This is a genomic window from Paenibacillus sp. PK3_47, from assembly GCF_023520895.1.
Classification (GTDB): Bacteria; Bacillota; Bacilli; order Paenibacillales; family Paenibacillaceae; genus Paenibacillus_AQ.
On record NZ_CP026029.1, the window covers coordinates 5771475 to 5787041 of the forward strand.

At 47.4% G+C, this 15567-nt stretch carries 20 protein-coding genes; 15 read left to right on the forward strand and 5 right to left on the reverse strand.

Annotated features, from left to right (window positions below):
• The first annotated feature begins 103 nt into the window (after positions 1–103).
• Genes C2I18_RS25110 through C2I18_RS25130 form a run of 5 tightly spaced genes read left to right on the forward strand, consistent with a single transcriptional unit; the run spans position 104 to position 3630 of the window.
• Entirely contained in the window at positions 104–1075 is a 972-nt protein-coding gene (locus C2I18_RS25110; RefSeq protein ID WP_249898443.1) for an ABC transporter ATP-binding protein, read from the forward strand.
• A complete protein-coding gene (locus tag C2I18_RS25115) occupies positions 1068–1814 on the forward strand; it encodes an ABC transporter permease (RefSeq protein ID WP_249898444.1) in 747 nt (248 codons plus the stop codon). Before C2I18_RS25110 ends, C2I18_RS25115 begins: the two co-directional genes overlap by 8 nt.
• Complete coding sequence (locus tag C2I18_RS25120) at positions 1814–2188, forward strand: GntR family transcriptional regulator (protein ID WP_249902232.1); 375 nt, start codon at positions 1814–1816, stop codon at positions 2186–2188. The genes C2I18_RS25115 and C2I18_RS25120 overlap by 1 nt, the downstream gene beginning before the upstream one ends.
• A gap of 15 nt (positions 2189–2203) precedes the next feature.
• A complete protein-coding gene (locus C2I18_RS25125) occupies positions 2204–2905 on the forward strand; it encodes an ABC transporter ATP-binding protein (protein ID WP_249898445.1) in 702 nt (233 codons plus the stop codon).
• The gene (locus C2I18_RS25130) at positions 2899–3630 is read left to right on the forward strand and encodes a hypothetical protein (RefSeq protein ID WP_249898446.1); all 732 of its coding nucleotides are present in this window, start codon (positions 2899–2901) and stop codon (positions 3628–3630) included. The genes C2I18_RS25125 and C2I18_RS25130 overlap by 7 nt, the downstream gene beginning before the upstream one ends.
• Positions 3631–3746: 116 nt before the next feature.
• Here C2I18_RS25130 and C2I18_RS25135 read toward each other — a convergent pair whose 3' ends face one another.
• A complete protein-coding gene (locus C2I18_RS25135) occupies positions 3747–4082 on the reverse strand; it encodes a PilZ domain-containing protein (protein WP_249898447.1) in 336 nt (111 codons plus the stop codon).
• A 215-nt stretch (positions 4083–4297) separates the two neighbouring features.
• Here C2I18_RS25135 and C2I18_RS25140 point away from each other — a divergent pair, with 215 nt between their 5' ends.
• Positions 4298–4903: a pentapeptide repeat-containing protein gene (locus C2I18_RS25140; RefSeq protein ID WP_249898448.1), complete on the forward strand. Its 606-nt coding sequence runs from the start codon at positions 4298–4300 to the stop codon at positions 4901–4903.
• Positions 4904–5029: 126 nt separating this feature from the next.
• Positions 5030–6658, forward strand: coding sequence for a sensor domain-containing diguanylate cyclase (locus C2I18_RS25145; protein WP_249898449.1), 1629 nt, complete (start codon positions 5030–5032; stop codon positions 6656–6658).
• 351 nt (positions 6659–7009) lie between these two features.
• Here the strand turns inward: C2I18_RS25145 and C2I18_RS25150 are convergent, their stop codons facing one another.
• On the reverse strand, positions 7010–7783 hold the full coding sequence (locus tag C2I18_RS25150; RefSeq protein WP_249898450.1) for a DUF3169 family protein: 774 nt from the start codon (positions 7781–7783) through the stop codon (positions 7010–7012).
• 1 nt (position 7784) lies between these two features.
• Positions 7785–8000 (reverse strand): helix-turn-helix transcriptional regulator, encoded by a 216-nt coding sequence (locus tag C2I18_RS25155; RefSeq protein WP_249898451.1) that lies wholly within the window; start codon positions 7998–8000, stop codon positions 7785–7787.
• 186 nt (positions 8001–8186) lie between these two features.
• On the opposite strand from C2I18_RS25155, the gene C2I18_RS25160 reads away from it, so the two are divergent.
• The 7 genes from C2I18_RS25160 (at position 8187) to C2I18_RS25190 (ending at position 12753) form a co-directional block, all read left to right on the forward strand.
• Positions 8187–8981: a glucosaminidase domain-containing protein gene (locus C2I18_RS25160; protein WP_249898452.1), complete on the forward strand. Its 795-nt coding sequence runs from the start codon at positions 8187–8189 to the stop codon at positions 8979–8981.
• 28 nt (positions 8982–9009) lie between these two features.
• The gene (locus tag C2I18_RS25165) at positions 9010–9273 is read left to right on the forward strand and encodes a holin (RefSeq protein WP_249902233.1); all 264 of its coding nucleotides are present in this window, start codon (positions 9010–9012) and stop codon (positions 9271–9273) included.
• A gap of 108 nt (positions 9274–9381) precedes the next feature.
• Positions 9382–9804: a hypothetical protein gene (locus tag C2I18_RS25170; RefSeq protein WP_249898453.1), complete on the forward strand. Its 423-nt coding sequence runs from the start codon at positions 9382–9384 to the stop codon at positions 9802–9804.
• A 176-nt stretch (positions 9805–9980) separates the two neighbouring features.
• On the forward strand, positions 9981–10115 hold the full coding sequence (locus C2I18_RS25175) for a YjcZ family sporulation protein (protein WP_249898454.1): 135 nt from the start codon (positions 9981–9983) through the stop codon (positions 10113–10115).
• A 137-nt stretch (positions 10116–10252) separates the two neighbouring features.
• Entirely contained in the window at positions 10253–10525 is a 273-nt protein-coding gene (locus C2I18_RS25180; RefSeq protein ID WP_342760319.1) for a GNAT family N-acetyltransferase, read from the forward strand.
• A 73-nt stretch (positions 10526–10598) separates the two neighbouring features.
• On the forward strand, positions 10599–12296 hold the full coding sequence (locus tag C2I18_RS25185) for an alpha/beta fold hydrolase (RefSeq protein ID WP_249898455.1): 1698 nt from the start codon (positions 10599–10601) through the stop codon (positions 12294–12296).
• A gap of 94 nt (positions 12297–12390) precedes the next feature.
• Entirely contained in the window at positions 12391–12753 is a 363-nt protein-coding gene (locus tag C2I18_RS25190) for a hypothetical protein (RefSeq protein ID WP_249898456.1), read from the forward strand.
• Positions 12754–13211: 458 nt separating this feature from the next.
• On the opposite strand, the gene C2I18_RS25195 is transcribed toward C2I18_RS25190, so the two are convergent.
• Both C2I18_RS25195 and C2I18_RS25200 read right to left on the reverse strand, forming a co-directional pair.
• Complete coding sequence (locus C2I18_RS25195; protein WP_249898457.1) at positions 13212–13541, reverse strand: hypothetical protein; 330 nt, start codon at positions 13539–13541, stop codon at positions 13212–13214.
• Positions 13542–13570: 29 nt separating this feature from the next.
• Positions 13571–14680: a YncE family protein gene (locus C2I18_RS25200; protein WP_249898458.1), complete on the reverse strand. Its 1110-nt coding sequence runs from the start codon at positions 14678–14680 to the stop codon at positions 13571–13573.
• Positions 14681–14996: 316 nt separating this feature from the next.
• On the opposite strand from C2I18_RS25200, the gene C2I18_RS25205 reads away from it, so the two are divergent.
• A complete protein-coding gene (locus tag C2I18_RS25205; RefSeq protein WP_249898459.1) occupies positions 14997–15533 on the forward strand; it encodes a hypothetical protein in 537 nt (178 codons plus the stop codon).
• The last annotated feature ends 34 nt before the right edge of the window (positions 15534–15567 follow it).

The window sequence follows — 15567 nt, forward strand, 5'->3', positions numbered from 1 at the left end:
GATCCATAAAACGGGGTTTACTTTGTCGTTGACCTAGTGTACTATTTAACTAACACACCAACACTGAATCTTAACTATAACTACAAGGTACAGGGAGGATATAATGGATCATTTTATGGGGCAGGGGGAAAAGACGGTGCAGGCAGGGGATGATATAGTGCTGCAGATGAGAGAGGTCAGCAAAATCATCAAGGGTAAGGCGATAGTCGACCGGTTGTCTTTTGACATCAGAAAAGGGGAGATTGTCGGGCTGCTGGGTCCGAATGGAGCCGGCAAAACAACCACGATCCGCATGATGACCGGACTGATCAAGATGAGCGGGGGGGATGTGCTGATTCACGGCCACAGTATCCGCAGCAGCTTCAATCAGGCGATCGCACATATCGGAGCGATCATTGAGAATCCGGAATTTTATCCCCACATGACCGGCCTCGATAATCTGAAGCAGTATATGCGGATGTGCGACGGGGTGGGGGAATCACGGATCCATGAGGTCGTTCAGCTGGTAGGGCTGCAGGAGGCCATGAATAAGAAGGTAAAAGCGTACTCGCTCGGCATGCGCCAGCGGCTGGGGATTGCGCAGGCGCTGCTGCATTCACCGAAACTGCTGATTCTGGATGAGCCGACCAACGGTCTGGACCCGGCGGGAATCCGGGAAATGCGGGACTATATGCGGAAGATTGCCGAGGTAGAGGGAATATCAATTCTGATCTCCAGTCACATGCTCGCGGAAATCGAACAAATCTGCCACCGTGCGGTGGTCATCCAGAACGGACAGCTGGTAACCGTCTCCCAGCTGGGCATAGCTGCAGACAGTGAAGGGGAGGTCAGGCTTACGATCCGTGTCGGCAGTCTGGCGGCTGCTGTTAAGGTCATTGAAGAGATCCGCGGGGTTCAGCTGCTTGGTACCGGCGAGGCACGCTCGGAAATAAGCGTAAGTCTGCAGGATCACAACGTGCCAGAGCTTGTGGAGGCCTTCAGCAGGGCCAAGGTCGGTGTCTACCGGATTACAGAGAACAAGCATAGTCTTGAGGATGATTTCTTGAAATGGACAGGAGGCAACCGCATTGCGTAAATTTATGAATCTTGTTCTTAACGAATGGCTGAAGCTGGCCAAAAAACGCTCGTTTTTTATCCCTTTCCTGCTGCTTGTCCTGATCCCGGTGCTGATAGGCTATATAACCCGGTCATTATCTCCGGAGAGCTTCCATTCAGGGGCGGAATTCACCGCCGGCATGCTGCCGCCCACCGGAATGGGCCAGGTGATCGCGATTCTCGCTATTATAGGGACAGCAGGAATCGTAGCCAAGGAATACAGCCAGGGGACGGTCAAATTTCTGCTGATCCGTTCACGCAGCCGCACAGCCATTCTTGCCTCCAAATATGTAACCGTCATGTTATACACCTTAAGCATGGTGGCAGTTACGGCAGTTTCGTCTTTGATCTCCGGAATAGTGTGGTTCGGCTTTAGCGGCGGTGAAGCCGGTGCAGCAGAGATCATGCCCGCCATGCTGTACGGGACTGTGTACACCATAATGTATGTCACCCTTGCCTTTATGGTCGGCGTGCTGACTACATCGACAGGCGTGACCATAGGTATTACCATGTTTGCTGTGATGCTGGACAAAGTTTTGATCTACCGTGAGTTTTACAAATACGTTTTATTTCCCAATCTGGATCTGTCCGTTTATGATGGTGGAGAGGGGCCGCTGCCGGGAATGAGTATGGGGTTTTCCATTGCCATGCTGGCTGTCTATATGCTGGTGTTTCTGCTGGCAGGGTTCACTGTATTTAGACGAAGGGACGTTGCTTGATGACCATCGAATTCGATAACAACCAGCCGATTTATATACAGATTATGAATTACATCAAAGGGGAAATCGTAACTGGAAAGCTTCTGCCGGGAGATAAAATCCCCTCGGTCAGAGAGCTGGCTGCAGAGCTGCAGATTAATCCGAATACGGTGCAGAGAACTTTTCAGGAACTGGAGCGTGAAGAAATTGTGGAGACGCGGCGCGGCATGGGCAGATATGTCACGGGCAGCCGGGATAAAATTATGACCATCAAAAAAGAAATGGCACAGGATGTGCTGGACCGCTTTATACGCGGGATGGAGGAGCTTGGCTTCCGGGGCGAAGATATTCTGTCCGCCGTGGCGGAGAACATTGCTGACAGAGAGAAGAGATAGGGGGAGAACGGCAGGGTGGACAGCATACTTAAAGTACAGGATGTGACGAAAAAATACGGCTCAAAGCAGGTGCTGCACGGAGTATCCTTTGAGCTCACGGCCGGGAAAATCACGGGACTGCTTGGCAGCAACGGCAGCGGCAAAAGCACGCTGATGAAGCTGATCGCCGGACTGGCACAGCCTACCTCGGGGAATATTTCTGTGCTGGGCGTGCCTGTCGGCGTAGAGAGCAGGGCGCTCGTTTCTTTTATGCCGGACCGGCCGCTGACAGAGACATGGATGAATGTAGGGGATGCGCTGCAGTTTCAGCAAGATTTCTATCCCGATTTTGATGCGGATAAGGCAGGAAGAATGCTGGATTTCATGAAGCTCAGCAAGAGGGACAAGGTACGGACCCTTTCCAGGGGAATGACGGAACGCCTGCAGCTTACTCTCGCTTTATCCCGGCGCGCAAGGCTGTATATGCTGGATGAGCCGATTGGCGGCGTAGATCCGGTAGCACGGACGAAAATTCTGAATGCACTGATGGAATTTTATGAGGAGGACAGCACGATTGTACTCTCAACACATCTGGTGACAGATATTGAACGGATCTTTGATGAGGTGATTTTTATTAAAGACGGGGAGCTTGTCCTGCAGGGTGAAGTGGAAGAGCTGCGGCAGCAGCGCGGTAAAAGCATCGATGAGCTGTTCAGAGAGGTGTATGCCGAATGCTGAAGCTTATTAAATACGATTTCAGGCGGAGCCGTGAACTGATTCTGGTCTTTTTTGCTATTGCAGTGCTGCTGCACATCGCCATATGGTTATCCAACAGCACGATGGGAGCCAACCTGATTTCGCTTCATGTTGTTACTTATGTTTTTCTTGGATTAGGTGTTATTTTTGTTTGTGCGAATACTTACAGCAACAACATCAGATTTTATCACAGGCGCCTGCTGCCGGTGCACGCGATTTATACGATACTGTCGCCTTTACTGCTATTCCTGCTGCTGCTTATTGCGATGGCTGCTGTTGCCCTGCTTCATCTGGGAATTTACATTCTGATCTATTCAGCAGATTTCATCCCGGTCAATTTCTGGAGCGTGGTGCTGAACAACATGCCCAAACTGATATGGGCAGCCATTTTCTCGACAATTATGGTACTGTTCTCACTTACTGTGGCAGGCTGCTTCCGGTTCAGAGGCAGGCTGTGGGTAGGGCTGGCTGTTTTTATTGTTCTGCAAAATATTCTGTCCTATCTGGAATGGCTGCTCTTCGGCAATTACTTCGCCGGACTGGAGGACGCATTCAGGTTTGAGGTTGAAACCTCCTCTGCCGGTTCCGGCGGAATTGTGCTTTCGAACATCAGTACATCTTACTGGCCCGTTACATTCGAAATTGTTATAGCAGCAGCAATGTTCTATGTGATGACACGTCTGCTCGCAACCGCAATACAAGATTAGCCCGCTAAAGGAAGTATTCCGGCGGAGAGAAGGGCAGGGTTACGATCCTGCTCTTCTTTGCGTGTGTAATAAAAGAAGACCCCGAATGGAGGTCTTCCGCTGTAACCGTTTGTTGTTCACTGTGCCCTGAGTGTATTTGTCCAGCTCTCCAGCTCACGCATCAGCAATTCTTCCTCGTCTTCCTGCAAATCCAGTCTTACTCCATACTGATACTGTCCAATACCGAACATCCAGCCCCAGCGCACACTTCCTTCGAATTGAAGCTTGTCTTCTGTCAGCTTGAAATGTATGATCAGCTTTGTATCGCCTGCCGTGAAGCGGAGGTTCAGGGGGGTGCGCACTTTGCAGCCCGAACGGCTGAGGTCCAGCAGCACACCTTCTGTAAGCTTTCCTGCTCCGGGACCGGAATTTCCGGCCGGAACTTCAAGCCAGCATTCGATCGGCTGGTTCATTACATATCTGAACGGTTCTTTTCTGTTGGAGTCATCCATCATTTACCTCCGCGAGTTTATTTGCTATTATATCGGAACGGCCAGACTTGAACAATCTCCTAAAGTGGTATTTTTTCAAAGAGTTCACCGGATTTAATCATACCAAATTGACAGGTTTTCTGCATGTTAAATATTAAGAGTTCAATTGAATTCTAGCCGGGAAGGGGCGTAACGCCATGTATCAGTACGAAAATGAAAGCTTTGAGCACCATAATTTTGATTATGCCGCTTTGCGGGACGGGGAACTCAGCGGATGTACCTTCGAACGCTGCACATTCAGAGGCGCATCCATGGAGGAGATGACAACTGAGGGCTGCCGTTTTGTGGACTGTGATTTCACAGGCGCGCTGCTTAATGCTTCGCTGCATAGAGGAGGGGCGTTTACCAATTGCAGATTTTCAGGTGCCAACCTGTTTGTGTCCAGATTCGAAGACTGCAAAATGGTCGGCTCCGATTTCTCCAATGCCGCGATGGACGGAATTACGTTGATCGGCGGAGACTGGTCATATACTAATCTCAGACATGTGAATCTCGGCAAGCAGGATTTACGGAACATCCGGTTTGCAGAGGCGGATATGCTGGGCTGCAATCTGCAAAAAAGCGATCTGCGCGGTGCCGACTTAAGCCGTGTGCAGCTGGCCCAGTGCAAGCTTGCGGGAGCAGACCTCCGGGAAGCCAAGCTGGAAGGGATAGATCTGAAGAGCCTTGATCTCAAAGGGGTAAGACTGGATGTGGAGCAAGCCGTACTGCTGGCCCGCTCGCTCGGGGCAAAGGTCGGCTGACTCCCGGAATCCTTAGAACAGCTCCAGCACGAATATTCCGGCGCAAATGTTGTCAGGCAGTTCTTATATTTTACGCGCTTCCAGCCGATAAATAATTATCGACTCTATTCGACAAGGAGAATGTTCATGTCACTCCATCTTCGCACTTTTTTTTCAAGTGCATTTGCAGTAATTATAATTCTTTTAACTGCTCTGCTTATTTATGTAATAGGAGAACGGTCTACCAAGTCTGTAGAGACCAGTATCGGGGGATCACTTGCCCAGGAGGCCTACCAGATGGCGGAGAAGCTGGACCACTTTATGTGGTCGCGTTCCGGAGAGGTGGAGGTGCTCAGCAAGCTTAACGCTTTTCAGGAGCCGCTTGACCGGCAGGAAGTGGACAGGCTGCTGAACCAGCTTAAGAGCAGCCTTCCTGTATTTACGTGGGTCGGGTACGTGGATCCCGCAGGAAATGTAATTTCGGCTACAGACGGCATCCTTGCAGGCACGAATATCAGCCAAAGACCCGTGTACCAGGAAGGCTATAAGGGAATGTACATTGGGGATGTGCATGATGCGGTACTGCTGTCGCAGCTTCTGCCGAACCCGACCGGTGAGGCGCTGCAGTTCGTCGATGTAAGTGTTCCTGTACATAATGAACAGGGCCGGGTCAGCGGCATTCTGGCAGCCCATCTCAGCTGGGAATGGTCGCGGGAAGTGGAAAAGTCTATTCTGGAGCCTTTGAAGAAGCGTTTGGAAGACGTAGAGGTATTTGTGGTCAGCCAGAAGGATGATACGGTGCTGCTTGGTCCGGCGGCTTTGGTCGGAAAAAAGCTGTCGACAGATATTCTGCAGAAAATACGTTCCGGGGAGAATTCCTGGATCGTCGAGGATGACGGCGGCAAAAATTATTTGACCGGATATGCTTATGGTGACGGTTATTTGAATTATCCAGGTTTGGGCTGGTCGGTGATTATCCGCCAGCCGGCCGAAGTAGCCTTTGCGCCGGTGCACCAGTTGGAACGATTCATCGTGCTGATCGGAATGGCTGCTGCTGTGCTGTTCGGTATTATCGGCTGGTTTATGGCAGGCTGGGTGGCCCGGCCGCTGCATAACATTGCCAGAACAGCTGATCTTCTCAGCTCCGGGGCCAGTGCGGAGATTCCTACTTCCAACAGGATTAAGGACATTGCCATCTTGTCGGCATCCCTCCGCAATCTGGTCAGCAATCTGACCAAAACGGAGAACAAGCTGAGCTACATGTCGGATATGGCGCTCCGTGATGTGCTGACAGGCCTGCCGAACCGGGCTGCGCTTGATGACTTTCTGGCCCGGGCTGTGAACAGGGCCAAGCAAAACCGGACTACACTGAGTTTTCTATATCTGGATTTGGACGGCTTCAAAAAAGTAAATGATGCCTACGGCCATCCGACTGGCGATGCCCTGCTGCAGAAGGTGGCGATCCGGCTGCGGGACTGTACCCGGGATAATGAGATTGTCGCCCGTCTCGGGGGAGATGAATTTGTGGTGATTCTGCATACATCAGCCAATAAACCTATGCAGGAAGCAGAGATTGTGGCAGCGCGGATCATCAGCAAAATCAATCTGCCGATTGCCATCGGGGGAGAGAACATCCATGTCGGCTGCAGCATTGGCGCAGCGGTGTGGACTGCTGATGGGCCGGACACGTTTGAGACGCTGCGTCTGGCTGACGAGGCGCTGTATATTTCCAAGCGGAGCGGCAAAAACCGGATCACGTTTGAAGCAGCAAGTTAATCTGCATATGACAAACAGCAATAACCTTTCTTTGCCCGGCGGCATTTCCGCTGCCGGTCTGAGGAAAGGTTATTTTGGTTTGATGCTATAATCGGGAGTTGCTGGCGTGTTATCAGAAGGAGCTAGCGTAATCTCTTACGCGGATTGGACCACCATTTGATCCACAAATTGTTGTCGTCATCGCGGAAAAATTTGATGCCAATCCACTTAAGGGGTGTCCATAACTCTTTGAAATAATAAGATGGCATAGTCAATTAGACCCTCCAATATAGTAAATTATTACTATATAGTACGCCAGTTATAGGAAATTATCAATAGCTATCCTTCTTTTTACCTATAGTTGAATTTTGTCTATTTTGAGTACTTGCCGGCTTCGCGGTAGTAGACGGTTTGCTGAATGATCAGAATCAGGGCCAGTACGATCATAGGAACCGGTGTAAAGCCGAAAAAGAGCGAATACAAGGCGAATAGAATCATACCAATCACCAGGCTCGCGCTGGTTGTCTTGAAGGCGGCATACGAGGAACGGAAGACAACCCACTGTTCTCCTTCATCCATTTTATCAAACAGCTCACGCTCCGCCTTACCCTGACTTCCGAATCTGAGATCCATTTGCCGGTCGGGATACTGCTTGTTATAAAGAACAAAAGAGCGGTGCTGCAAAAATACCGCCAGCAGCAGGAAGATGAGGCCGCCAATCATATTGAACAGCATGAATATCTCCTCGTCACCGCTTCTCGTACCGGGACTGAGCGCGTGGGCGAAGGACAAAATCAGCCAGAGATAGCTGACAATCATGTTGTAGGTCACATTCTGCATCAGGCTGCTTAAGGTACGTTCCCGGGGACTCTCTATGCTGCCGTCATGGAAATGCTCCTGCTCTTCCGGCAATCCTTTTATTTTCTTGAATCCGTACATAGTAAGCAGCGTCAGCACTACCGAAATCAGGGCAAGAACCGCAAACAGCAGATCATAATCGTAAAATACGGAAGGCTTGAAATTCAGATCTGCAGGAACCGTCACACTTCCCGAAGCAAATATATAACCGATTGCCCCGCCTATGATCATCCATACTATCAGTTTGATGGCACCGCGCGTCCTCGAAGCTTGTTTGGCTTTCTCCATCTTAATCACTCTCCTCGTTGTTAATCCAAAATATGGTTTCTACTTCTGCCCCGAACACTCCGGCGATCTTAAGAGCCAATACGACTGAAGGGGAATAGTCCCCCCGTTCAATCAGTGCAATGGTCTGTCGGGAAGCGCCAATCCGTTCTGCCAGCTCCTGCTGGGATAGTCTGTCCCTTGCCCTGTATTCCCGTACACGGTTATTCAGTTCACCCACGAGTTTCCACCTCCACAAAGCAATTGTATAATATCATTGTCAAAATGTAAATTATAATATACAAAAAGACGATAATCATTTACATCTTAAGCTGTAAATAATCTAGCAATATTTCATTGTGATAGGGATGAGCACAAGCTTTTGCGCGGGAGAAGCATTTAATAAAAGAGAAAGGATGTGAAAGGAATGAAGGATAGCGAATTTATCGCCAAAATCGCCCCTTATGCGGTAGAAGATATGCAGCGCAGCCGGATTGCCGCCTCGCTCACCATAGCCCAGGCTGCACTTGAGTCAGCATGGGGCAGCAGCGGCCTGACGGTAAAAGCCAATAATCTGTTTGGCATCAAGGGCAGCGGGCCTGCCGGAAGTGTCACTATGCAGACCACCGAATATGTTAGGGGCAAAGCGGTGCAGGTTCCGGCCGCCTTCCGCGCATATCATAACTGGGGACAATCCGTGGCTGACCACTCGGCGCTGATAACCGGCGGGGTGTCCTGGAACCGGGGCTTGTACAGCAGAGCCATCGGGACGGACGGGAGAACGGCTGCCAGGGAAATCGCAGCGGCAGGATATGCCACAGATCCGAATTATGCTGCAAAGCTGATCCGGATTATGGATGACTATAATTTATACCAATATGACGAAATGAAGGAGGACGAAGAAATGTCCGCTGAAGATAAACAGAGGCTTCTGAGTCTTGAAAATGAACTGAAGGAAATGCGTACACTTATATCCGGACTTTCAGTCAGCCGCGATACCCTGAAGACAGGGGTTCAGGAGCAGGGGCAGAGCATTAAAAATATTGCTGAACGGCTGGTCGATATCGAAGGCCGGGCAGAGATGAAAGTTCCTGCATGGGCAGAGCCTGCTGTAAATGCTGCAGTGGCGGCCGGGCTTCTGGATACACCGGACGGGGGGAGCTATGATTTTTACCGTCTGATCACTGTACTCTACCGGGCAGGACTGCTGGTAACGGAGTAAGGGGGAGAATGCTTTGTATAATGACGCACTGAACAGCGTGCTGGCCTTTGCATCGGTGCTTGCCGTTTTTGTATTGGCACTGGTCCAGCTGGTGAAGAATACGGTGAATCTCCCGCGTAACCTTATTCCGGCCATCGGGGTTGTTATCGGGCTGCTCGTTGGCGCAGCGGCGTATCCTTTTACAGATATGAGTCTGGTACTCAGGCTGTGGGCCGGCGGTCTGGCCGGATTGTCGGCTACCGGGCTGTTCGAGCTGGCGTTCAGCAAAAGGGACGGTTCTACCAAAGAATGATGTTATATAGGCTGGGATATAAAAAAGCTTAACGCAGGTATCCGGCCAGGCAGACCAACAATGATCTTCATATATTGAGATATGCAAGACAGGAAGGAGGTGCTCTGGATGGGGACTTTTCTGGATGCCAGAACTTCGCAGAATGCCAGTATTGCCAACTCCATTGCCATTCCGATTCTGGTCGCCAATACCCCGCAGTTATTCGGCCAGATTGGCCTGATCACTGAAGGGATTACGGCTAACCCGCGTGTATTGCTCAAGGGGACGATATCTGTACAGCTTCCGCTCGCTCTTGTGGGGATAACTATAACAATTGTCAGAGGGACTTTACCAACCGATCCGGTGGTTTATTCCGCTACTTCCACGTTCAGCCTCAGTCTGCTGGCTCCGCAGGTTATTACATTCTCTGCAGCAGATTTCCTGCCGCCCGTTACTCCGCAGATTACTTACACTGCTTTTGTATCCTCTAATCTGCTCGGAACCGTCCGTGTCGGTCCGGAAAGCTTTGACGGAATTCTGGTTTCAGATTAATTCCTGGAAACACCTGCTGCCTGTCCTTCCCGGGGACGGACAGGCAGCAGGTGTTTGTTATAATTCGGTCCCGGATTTATTGTTCCCCGCCTAAAATTTTGGCCGTTTCGCCCAATCTGATAGGCCTTTCCATACATATGTTATGGTGTAGTCATCATTATGAAGGAGGTTATCTCATGGGTGCAGATTGCGGATACGGAGGTAAAGTCGGCGGTGCTTATTGCGGACCTGTAGGTCCATGGACTTCTACAGGTGCAATTCTGGTTCTTTATATCCTGCTGGTCATTATTCTGAGTGCCTGTTTATTCTAGGCCAATATTCAGCTGCCAGCGCGGCCCGGGCTAAGATGCCTGTGCCGCGCTTTTTACTTTTACAGCAGACTAGAATAATTTACATAAAGCACCAGATCCATTATAGTGGAACCCAAGTAAGGGAAAGGGGGAGCTATATGGAGATTAGAAAACTGGGAGCAGACGAACATCCGCCAATGGATTTGTTGATTAGCGCAGATCCTTCACCGGAGAAGATCAAAGATTATTTGCATAGAGGCGCTTGTTACGTGGCGGTCAGCGGCGGGGAAACGGCCGGGGTATATGTGCTGCTGCCCACAAGACCGGATACGGTTGAACTCGTTAATGTTGCGGTGGGTGAGAAGTATCAGGGGAAGGGGCTGGGCAAGCAGATTGTTGGTGACGCTATCCATACTGGCAGGCAAGCCTAAGCGAAATGAATGTAACCTTTTACCAGTTAAAACGTATGAAGGGGAGATATGATCTCGGAGAGGAGTTTTGAACATGAAAAAAGGTATAACACTCTTCCTTGCAGGAAGTATGCTGCTGAGCGTTGCAGGGGGATGGGGAGCACCAGTGGCCCACGGGGCAGAATCGAAGGTAAAGGTAATCGTCAACAATGCAGCGCTGAAGTATCCGGATGACAACACTTCTTATCTTGACGGATCTGTAGTAATGGTTCCTGCCCGCGCAGCAGGCGAGACGCTCGGCTTCGAGGTGAGGTACATAAAGCAGGAAGACAGCCTGAAGCTGGCTGGAGACGGGGTGCAATATACCTTTAAGCTTAAAACAGGTGAAGTAATTATAAATGGCTCGGACAAGCTGGCATTAAAGGGCAGCGCAGCACTAAAAAATAATCGTGTCTATGTGCCGCTGGCCTGGCTTGAGGTTCTCGGTCTGAGCACTACGTATGACGCAGCAGCAGCCCAGGCTACTGTAATGCAGCCGCAGCAAATCGCGGAGAACGTCCTGCAGCTGTTAAGCTCCGGACAATTTGATGTACTGAAGCAGCAATATTTTGATGACAATCTGATCAAGGTTCTACCGGTATCCGCGCTCCAGCAGGGATGGGAAAGTGTGACGTCACCTCTTGGCAGCTATGTGAAGCTGGAATCAGCGATTGCCACCACAGAGAAAAATGAAATGGTTATTGTGAGTGATGCCTTATTTTCACAAGGGAAATTAACTGTAACGATGACTGTAGGCAGCGGCGGCAAATTGAGCGGACTAAGCATTGCACCTCCTGTTATCGATGCACCAAGTGTTGATGTCCCGGTAAATGTTACGGAAGAAGATCTTGTCATTGGGGAGGGGACGGCCCATCCTTTGCGGGCGAAGCTGACCATGCCGAGAAATGCGGCTCAGCCGCTCCCGGCAGTCGTACTGGTGCATGGTTCGGGCTCAACGGATCTGGATGAAACGGTTCTGGGCAACAAGCCTTTCCGCGATATTGCCTACGGGCTTGCCGAGCAGGGCATTGCGGTGCTCCGCTATGATAAAAGGACTTACGCCTATCCTAAGGAGCAGGTGCTCACAGTGAAAGAAGAAACGGTAGACGACGCCGTTGCCGCTTCCAATTTGCTGAAGCAGGATAAGCGGATTGACGCTTCCCGGGTATTCGTTGCCGGGCATAGTCTGGGCGGAATGCTGGCCCCGAGAATTGATGCGGCAGGCGGAAATTTTGCCGGGTTGATACTGCTCGCCGGTTCACCCAGAGCGCTGTGGGAGGTCGTGTATGATCAGAATATGGATATTCTGAACGGGCTGGCTGACAGCGATCCGCTAAAAGCGCCAAATGCGGCGTTAGTTGCTGCTGAACTCGATAAAGCCAAACGCCTGGCCTCCATGACTGATGACGAAGCTCAAAAAGCGCCTTCTGTCTTTGGAATGCCGGCTTATTATTTACGAGAGATGGATCAGCATAATACCGCCGAACTAGCCCGGGGATTACAGAAGCCTGTGCTTGTGCTGCAGGGCGGAGATGATTTCCAGGTCTATCCGGACAAGGATTTTCCGCTCTGGAAAGAGGTGCTGAAGAACAACAGTGCCGCTGACTTCAAGCTGTATCCCGGATTAAGCCACCTTTTTGTGGACTATGATGGACCTGGAGCCGGGACTACTGCTGAATATAATGTACCGGGCAGAGTGGACTCCGGAGTGATTGCAGATATGGGAGATTGGATTAAGGGTCTGGATGAATAACAGGGCGGGTGCAATCCTGAAGATGACGGGGACCGTTATGTGCTCCATTCCGCTTCTTTTTGGGGCTGCCGGTCCGGTTTCGGCTAAGGCGGATATGAAAGTTGCAGGAGCTGGTGTGGAGGAGATCCAACCTTTTGCTGTAACCGGAGAAAGGCAGCTTGATCTGGAAGGCGGACAACCCACGTATACTGCAACCTTATCAATCGCCAAAGGCTCCGGTAATCTTAAATTACAGGCTAAGAACAGCGGCGGCCAATCGTACAGGGTAACGCTTCAGAGTGTTGATTATCCTCAATACGGTGTGATTTTAGATGCGGACGTTAAACCCGGTGAACCGCTGAACTGGATCAAAAATGGCGGCGGTGTTCCTTCTGGCGCGTATATTTTACAAGTACACGGCAGCACAGCTAATCCCAAAGGTGTTGTCTATTTAAAAAGTGCAAAGAAACGATGGTAATCTATATTTTTATGAAGGATTAACCGGGAATAAAAAGTCGTTTTATTTTTTGTGCAACGGGTAAAATGAAAAAGTGAGTACTCATCTGGCATCAGTAGCTACTACAAGGAGACTTGAACACCGGTTATGCCGGGTGGCTCACAACTTCCGTTTCTGACTTCGCGAAAGGCAAAGCAGCGTTCATCGCAGGCAATGCCGTCGGCTGGCAGGGTGAGCGGAAGCATAGACCGGTATACTGATAATGCCCTTGCGGTGTTAAGCAGTATACCGTTTTCTTTTTGAAATTTATCCGGAGAATTACCTTTCTTCAGTACTGACTGGTGTTACCCAAGCTTCATACAATGTGACTTTTAGATGGAAGAAATAAGGAAGTTGTGACTTTTGCTTGATTCATTACAAGGGCTTTCATATTGCGATATTTTTCGCTGTCTTGTTTAACTCAGATCAACAGATTAATTTTAATCGACATGATTGTATTTTTTAAAATTATTGTTGGGGGCTATTCCTGTCTGTGTTAACTCTTTCTTTTTTGAGTTATATTCAAAAAAATGAAAGCTTCCTGGGTCATCAGAGTAAGTTACTTTTATGATATAGGGGTTATACCCTAATAGAACATTATCGATGTGGTAGGAGACTTTAACCTCATATTGCTCTTCAGCATATCCCTTTGTAACCAAATAATTATTCATCTCTCTATTTAATAATGATTTATGGGTATTCACTCTAATGAATCCAAAAGTAAGTAATAATAAAAATAAAGTACAAATTATGATTAATATCTTTCTCAATGTGATTCCTCCTTAAAATCATAATTTATTCACTCTTCTCTAGGCATAATCATTAAAGAAGAGAGCGAGGTATCTTTTCCAAAAGAGATATTTTTAATTATTGATTTATTTTTTGAATTAATAATTGAAACCGTATTATTTAAATCATTAACTACAAAAAGCAATTCCCCATGTTTTTTTATTTCTGTGGGACTGTATAATCCATCAATATAGCCTAAAGTTTTTCCGTTCTTAGTATCAATAATTGTTATTGTCGTTCCTTTACGATCGCCATAAACTTCTTTATCATTATTAGTAATGTATGCAAGTCCTTGTTCATCGATAACAACATCTCTTACACCAGAGCTAAGAGGAAATTCACTTATTAGTTTTCCACTTGAATTATATCCTAAAATGCTGGATTTTTTGAATTCTTGAGGGTCTAAAGGCATCTCAATTATATAGATAATTCCTTCATCACTAATGAACATTCCCTTAGGGCTATAGTTAAATCCATCGGGGGTTAATATTTTTTGTTTTCCATCCAATAAATTTACTTCGAGTATATAATTATTGGGAACACCCTGATACCCCATGTCGTTCGCCTTTACAACTGTAAAATATAAGTTTTCTTTATGAATTCCGTAATTTAATACTGCACCTTTAACATTAATGGGATCTGTTTGTTTATAGTTCAACGTGCTAATTGCATCTAAAGGAATTCCATCTTTATAAAGGCCTGGTATAAGTGCGGAAAGCACATAGGCTCGATTTCTTTCTGGATCAGAGATTATTAGTGAAGGACCCTCATGTTTAAGAGTTATTTTATTTAATATTTTGCCACCTTTAATAGTTAGGACTTTGTTGTTAAGACTGCCGTCAGTAGTATCATAAAATGAAGCTAAAGCAGTACCACCAGAAATATTTTCAACTGAATGTAATATATCCCCTTGCTTCTTAAAGTTAATGCTGGTAGTTTCTTCAATTATAATTTTTTTATTGTTTATATTCGTGATTTCAAGTATTTCTAAGTTACCACCATTATTTATATAAATATTGGAAGTAGAAGTGTCTTTTTGTACTTTATTGGTTTCCTTAAAAGAGCAGGATGATAGAATAATGGATACAATTAAATATAGAAAAAAAGTTTTCGCTTTCATTTCAGTACCCTTTCTTCAAATAGAATTTGTACATAACACTAATTACAAATGAAATTGTTTTTTTGGTGTAGAAAAAGGACACTTATGAAGTGTCCCTTTATAAAGTGTTAGTAATAAGCCCCTACCAAAAAAGTATGAGGTGAATTTAGCAAGTCATCTGGCATCACCCATACTCCTCCATTAGAATCAAGGTCAATACCCATCGTATAGTAACCTTTACAAGGTATTTTTGAACAATACCATGAATCATTTGAATCTTTTCCAGAGTACCAATAATAAGGTTCAAATACTGAAGCGAGATTATAGGCCCAATTATATGCTGAAGCCTGTGTTGATGAAGTATAGTCTGTTGTTAGGATATAGGCTTCATCATGTTTTCTCCAACCACTCACGCTTTCAAACAGCACCCCTTTATTGTATTCATGAACTGCAAATAATTGGTGCTTCTATACAAGGTGAGCAACTAGATGCTCCGGATATGATTAAAATTCTAGTGACAAAGCAGGAAGTTGATACGGTTCCATCTAGAAAGAAGAAGGATAAACCCCTGAAAGTCACAGGCATAATACCAAGTCTGCCATTTACACAAGATACGATGTCCAAGTTAGCTCATAAAAGGTTATCTGAGATCTATAACGATCTCATGAATATGATTCGTGATAAGAAGATAATGTCTGAGATATTAGAAATAGAAGTTACCGAAGATAACAACAAGCTATTTAATGATTTTTGTAATCAATATAGGGAGTTATGGTTATGTACAGATGAGCAGAGAAAGGAACTATATAAAAAGCTGTGGGAAAGAATCGAAACAGTGATAAACCAACATTCGGAGCGGAACGTTTCTGACTAAATGATTATCCAATTGCGATTAAGGGAGAGAAGTT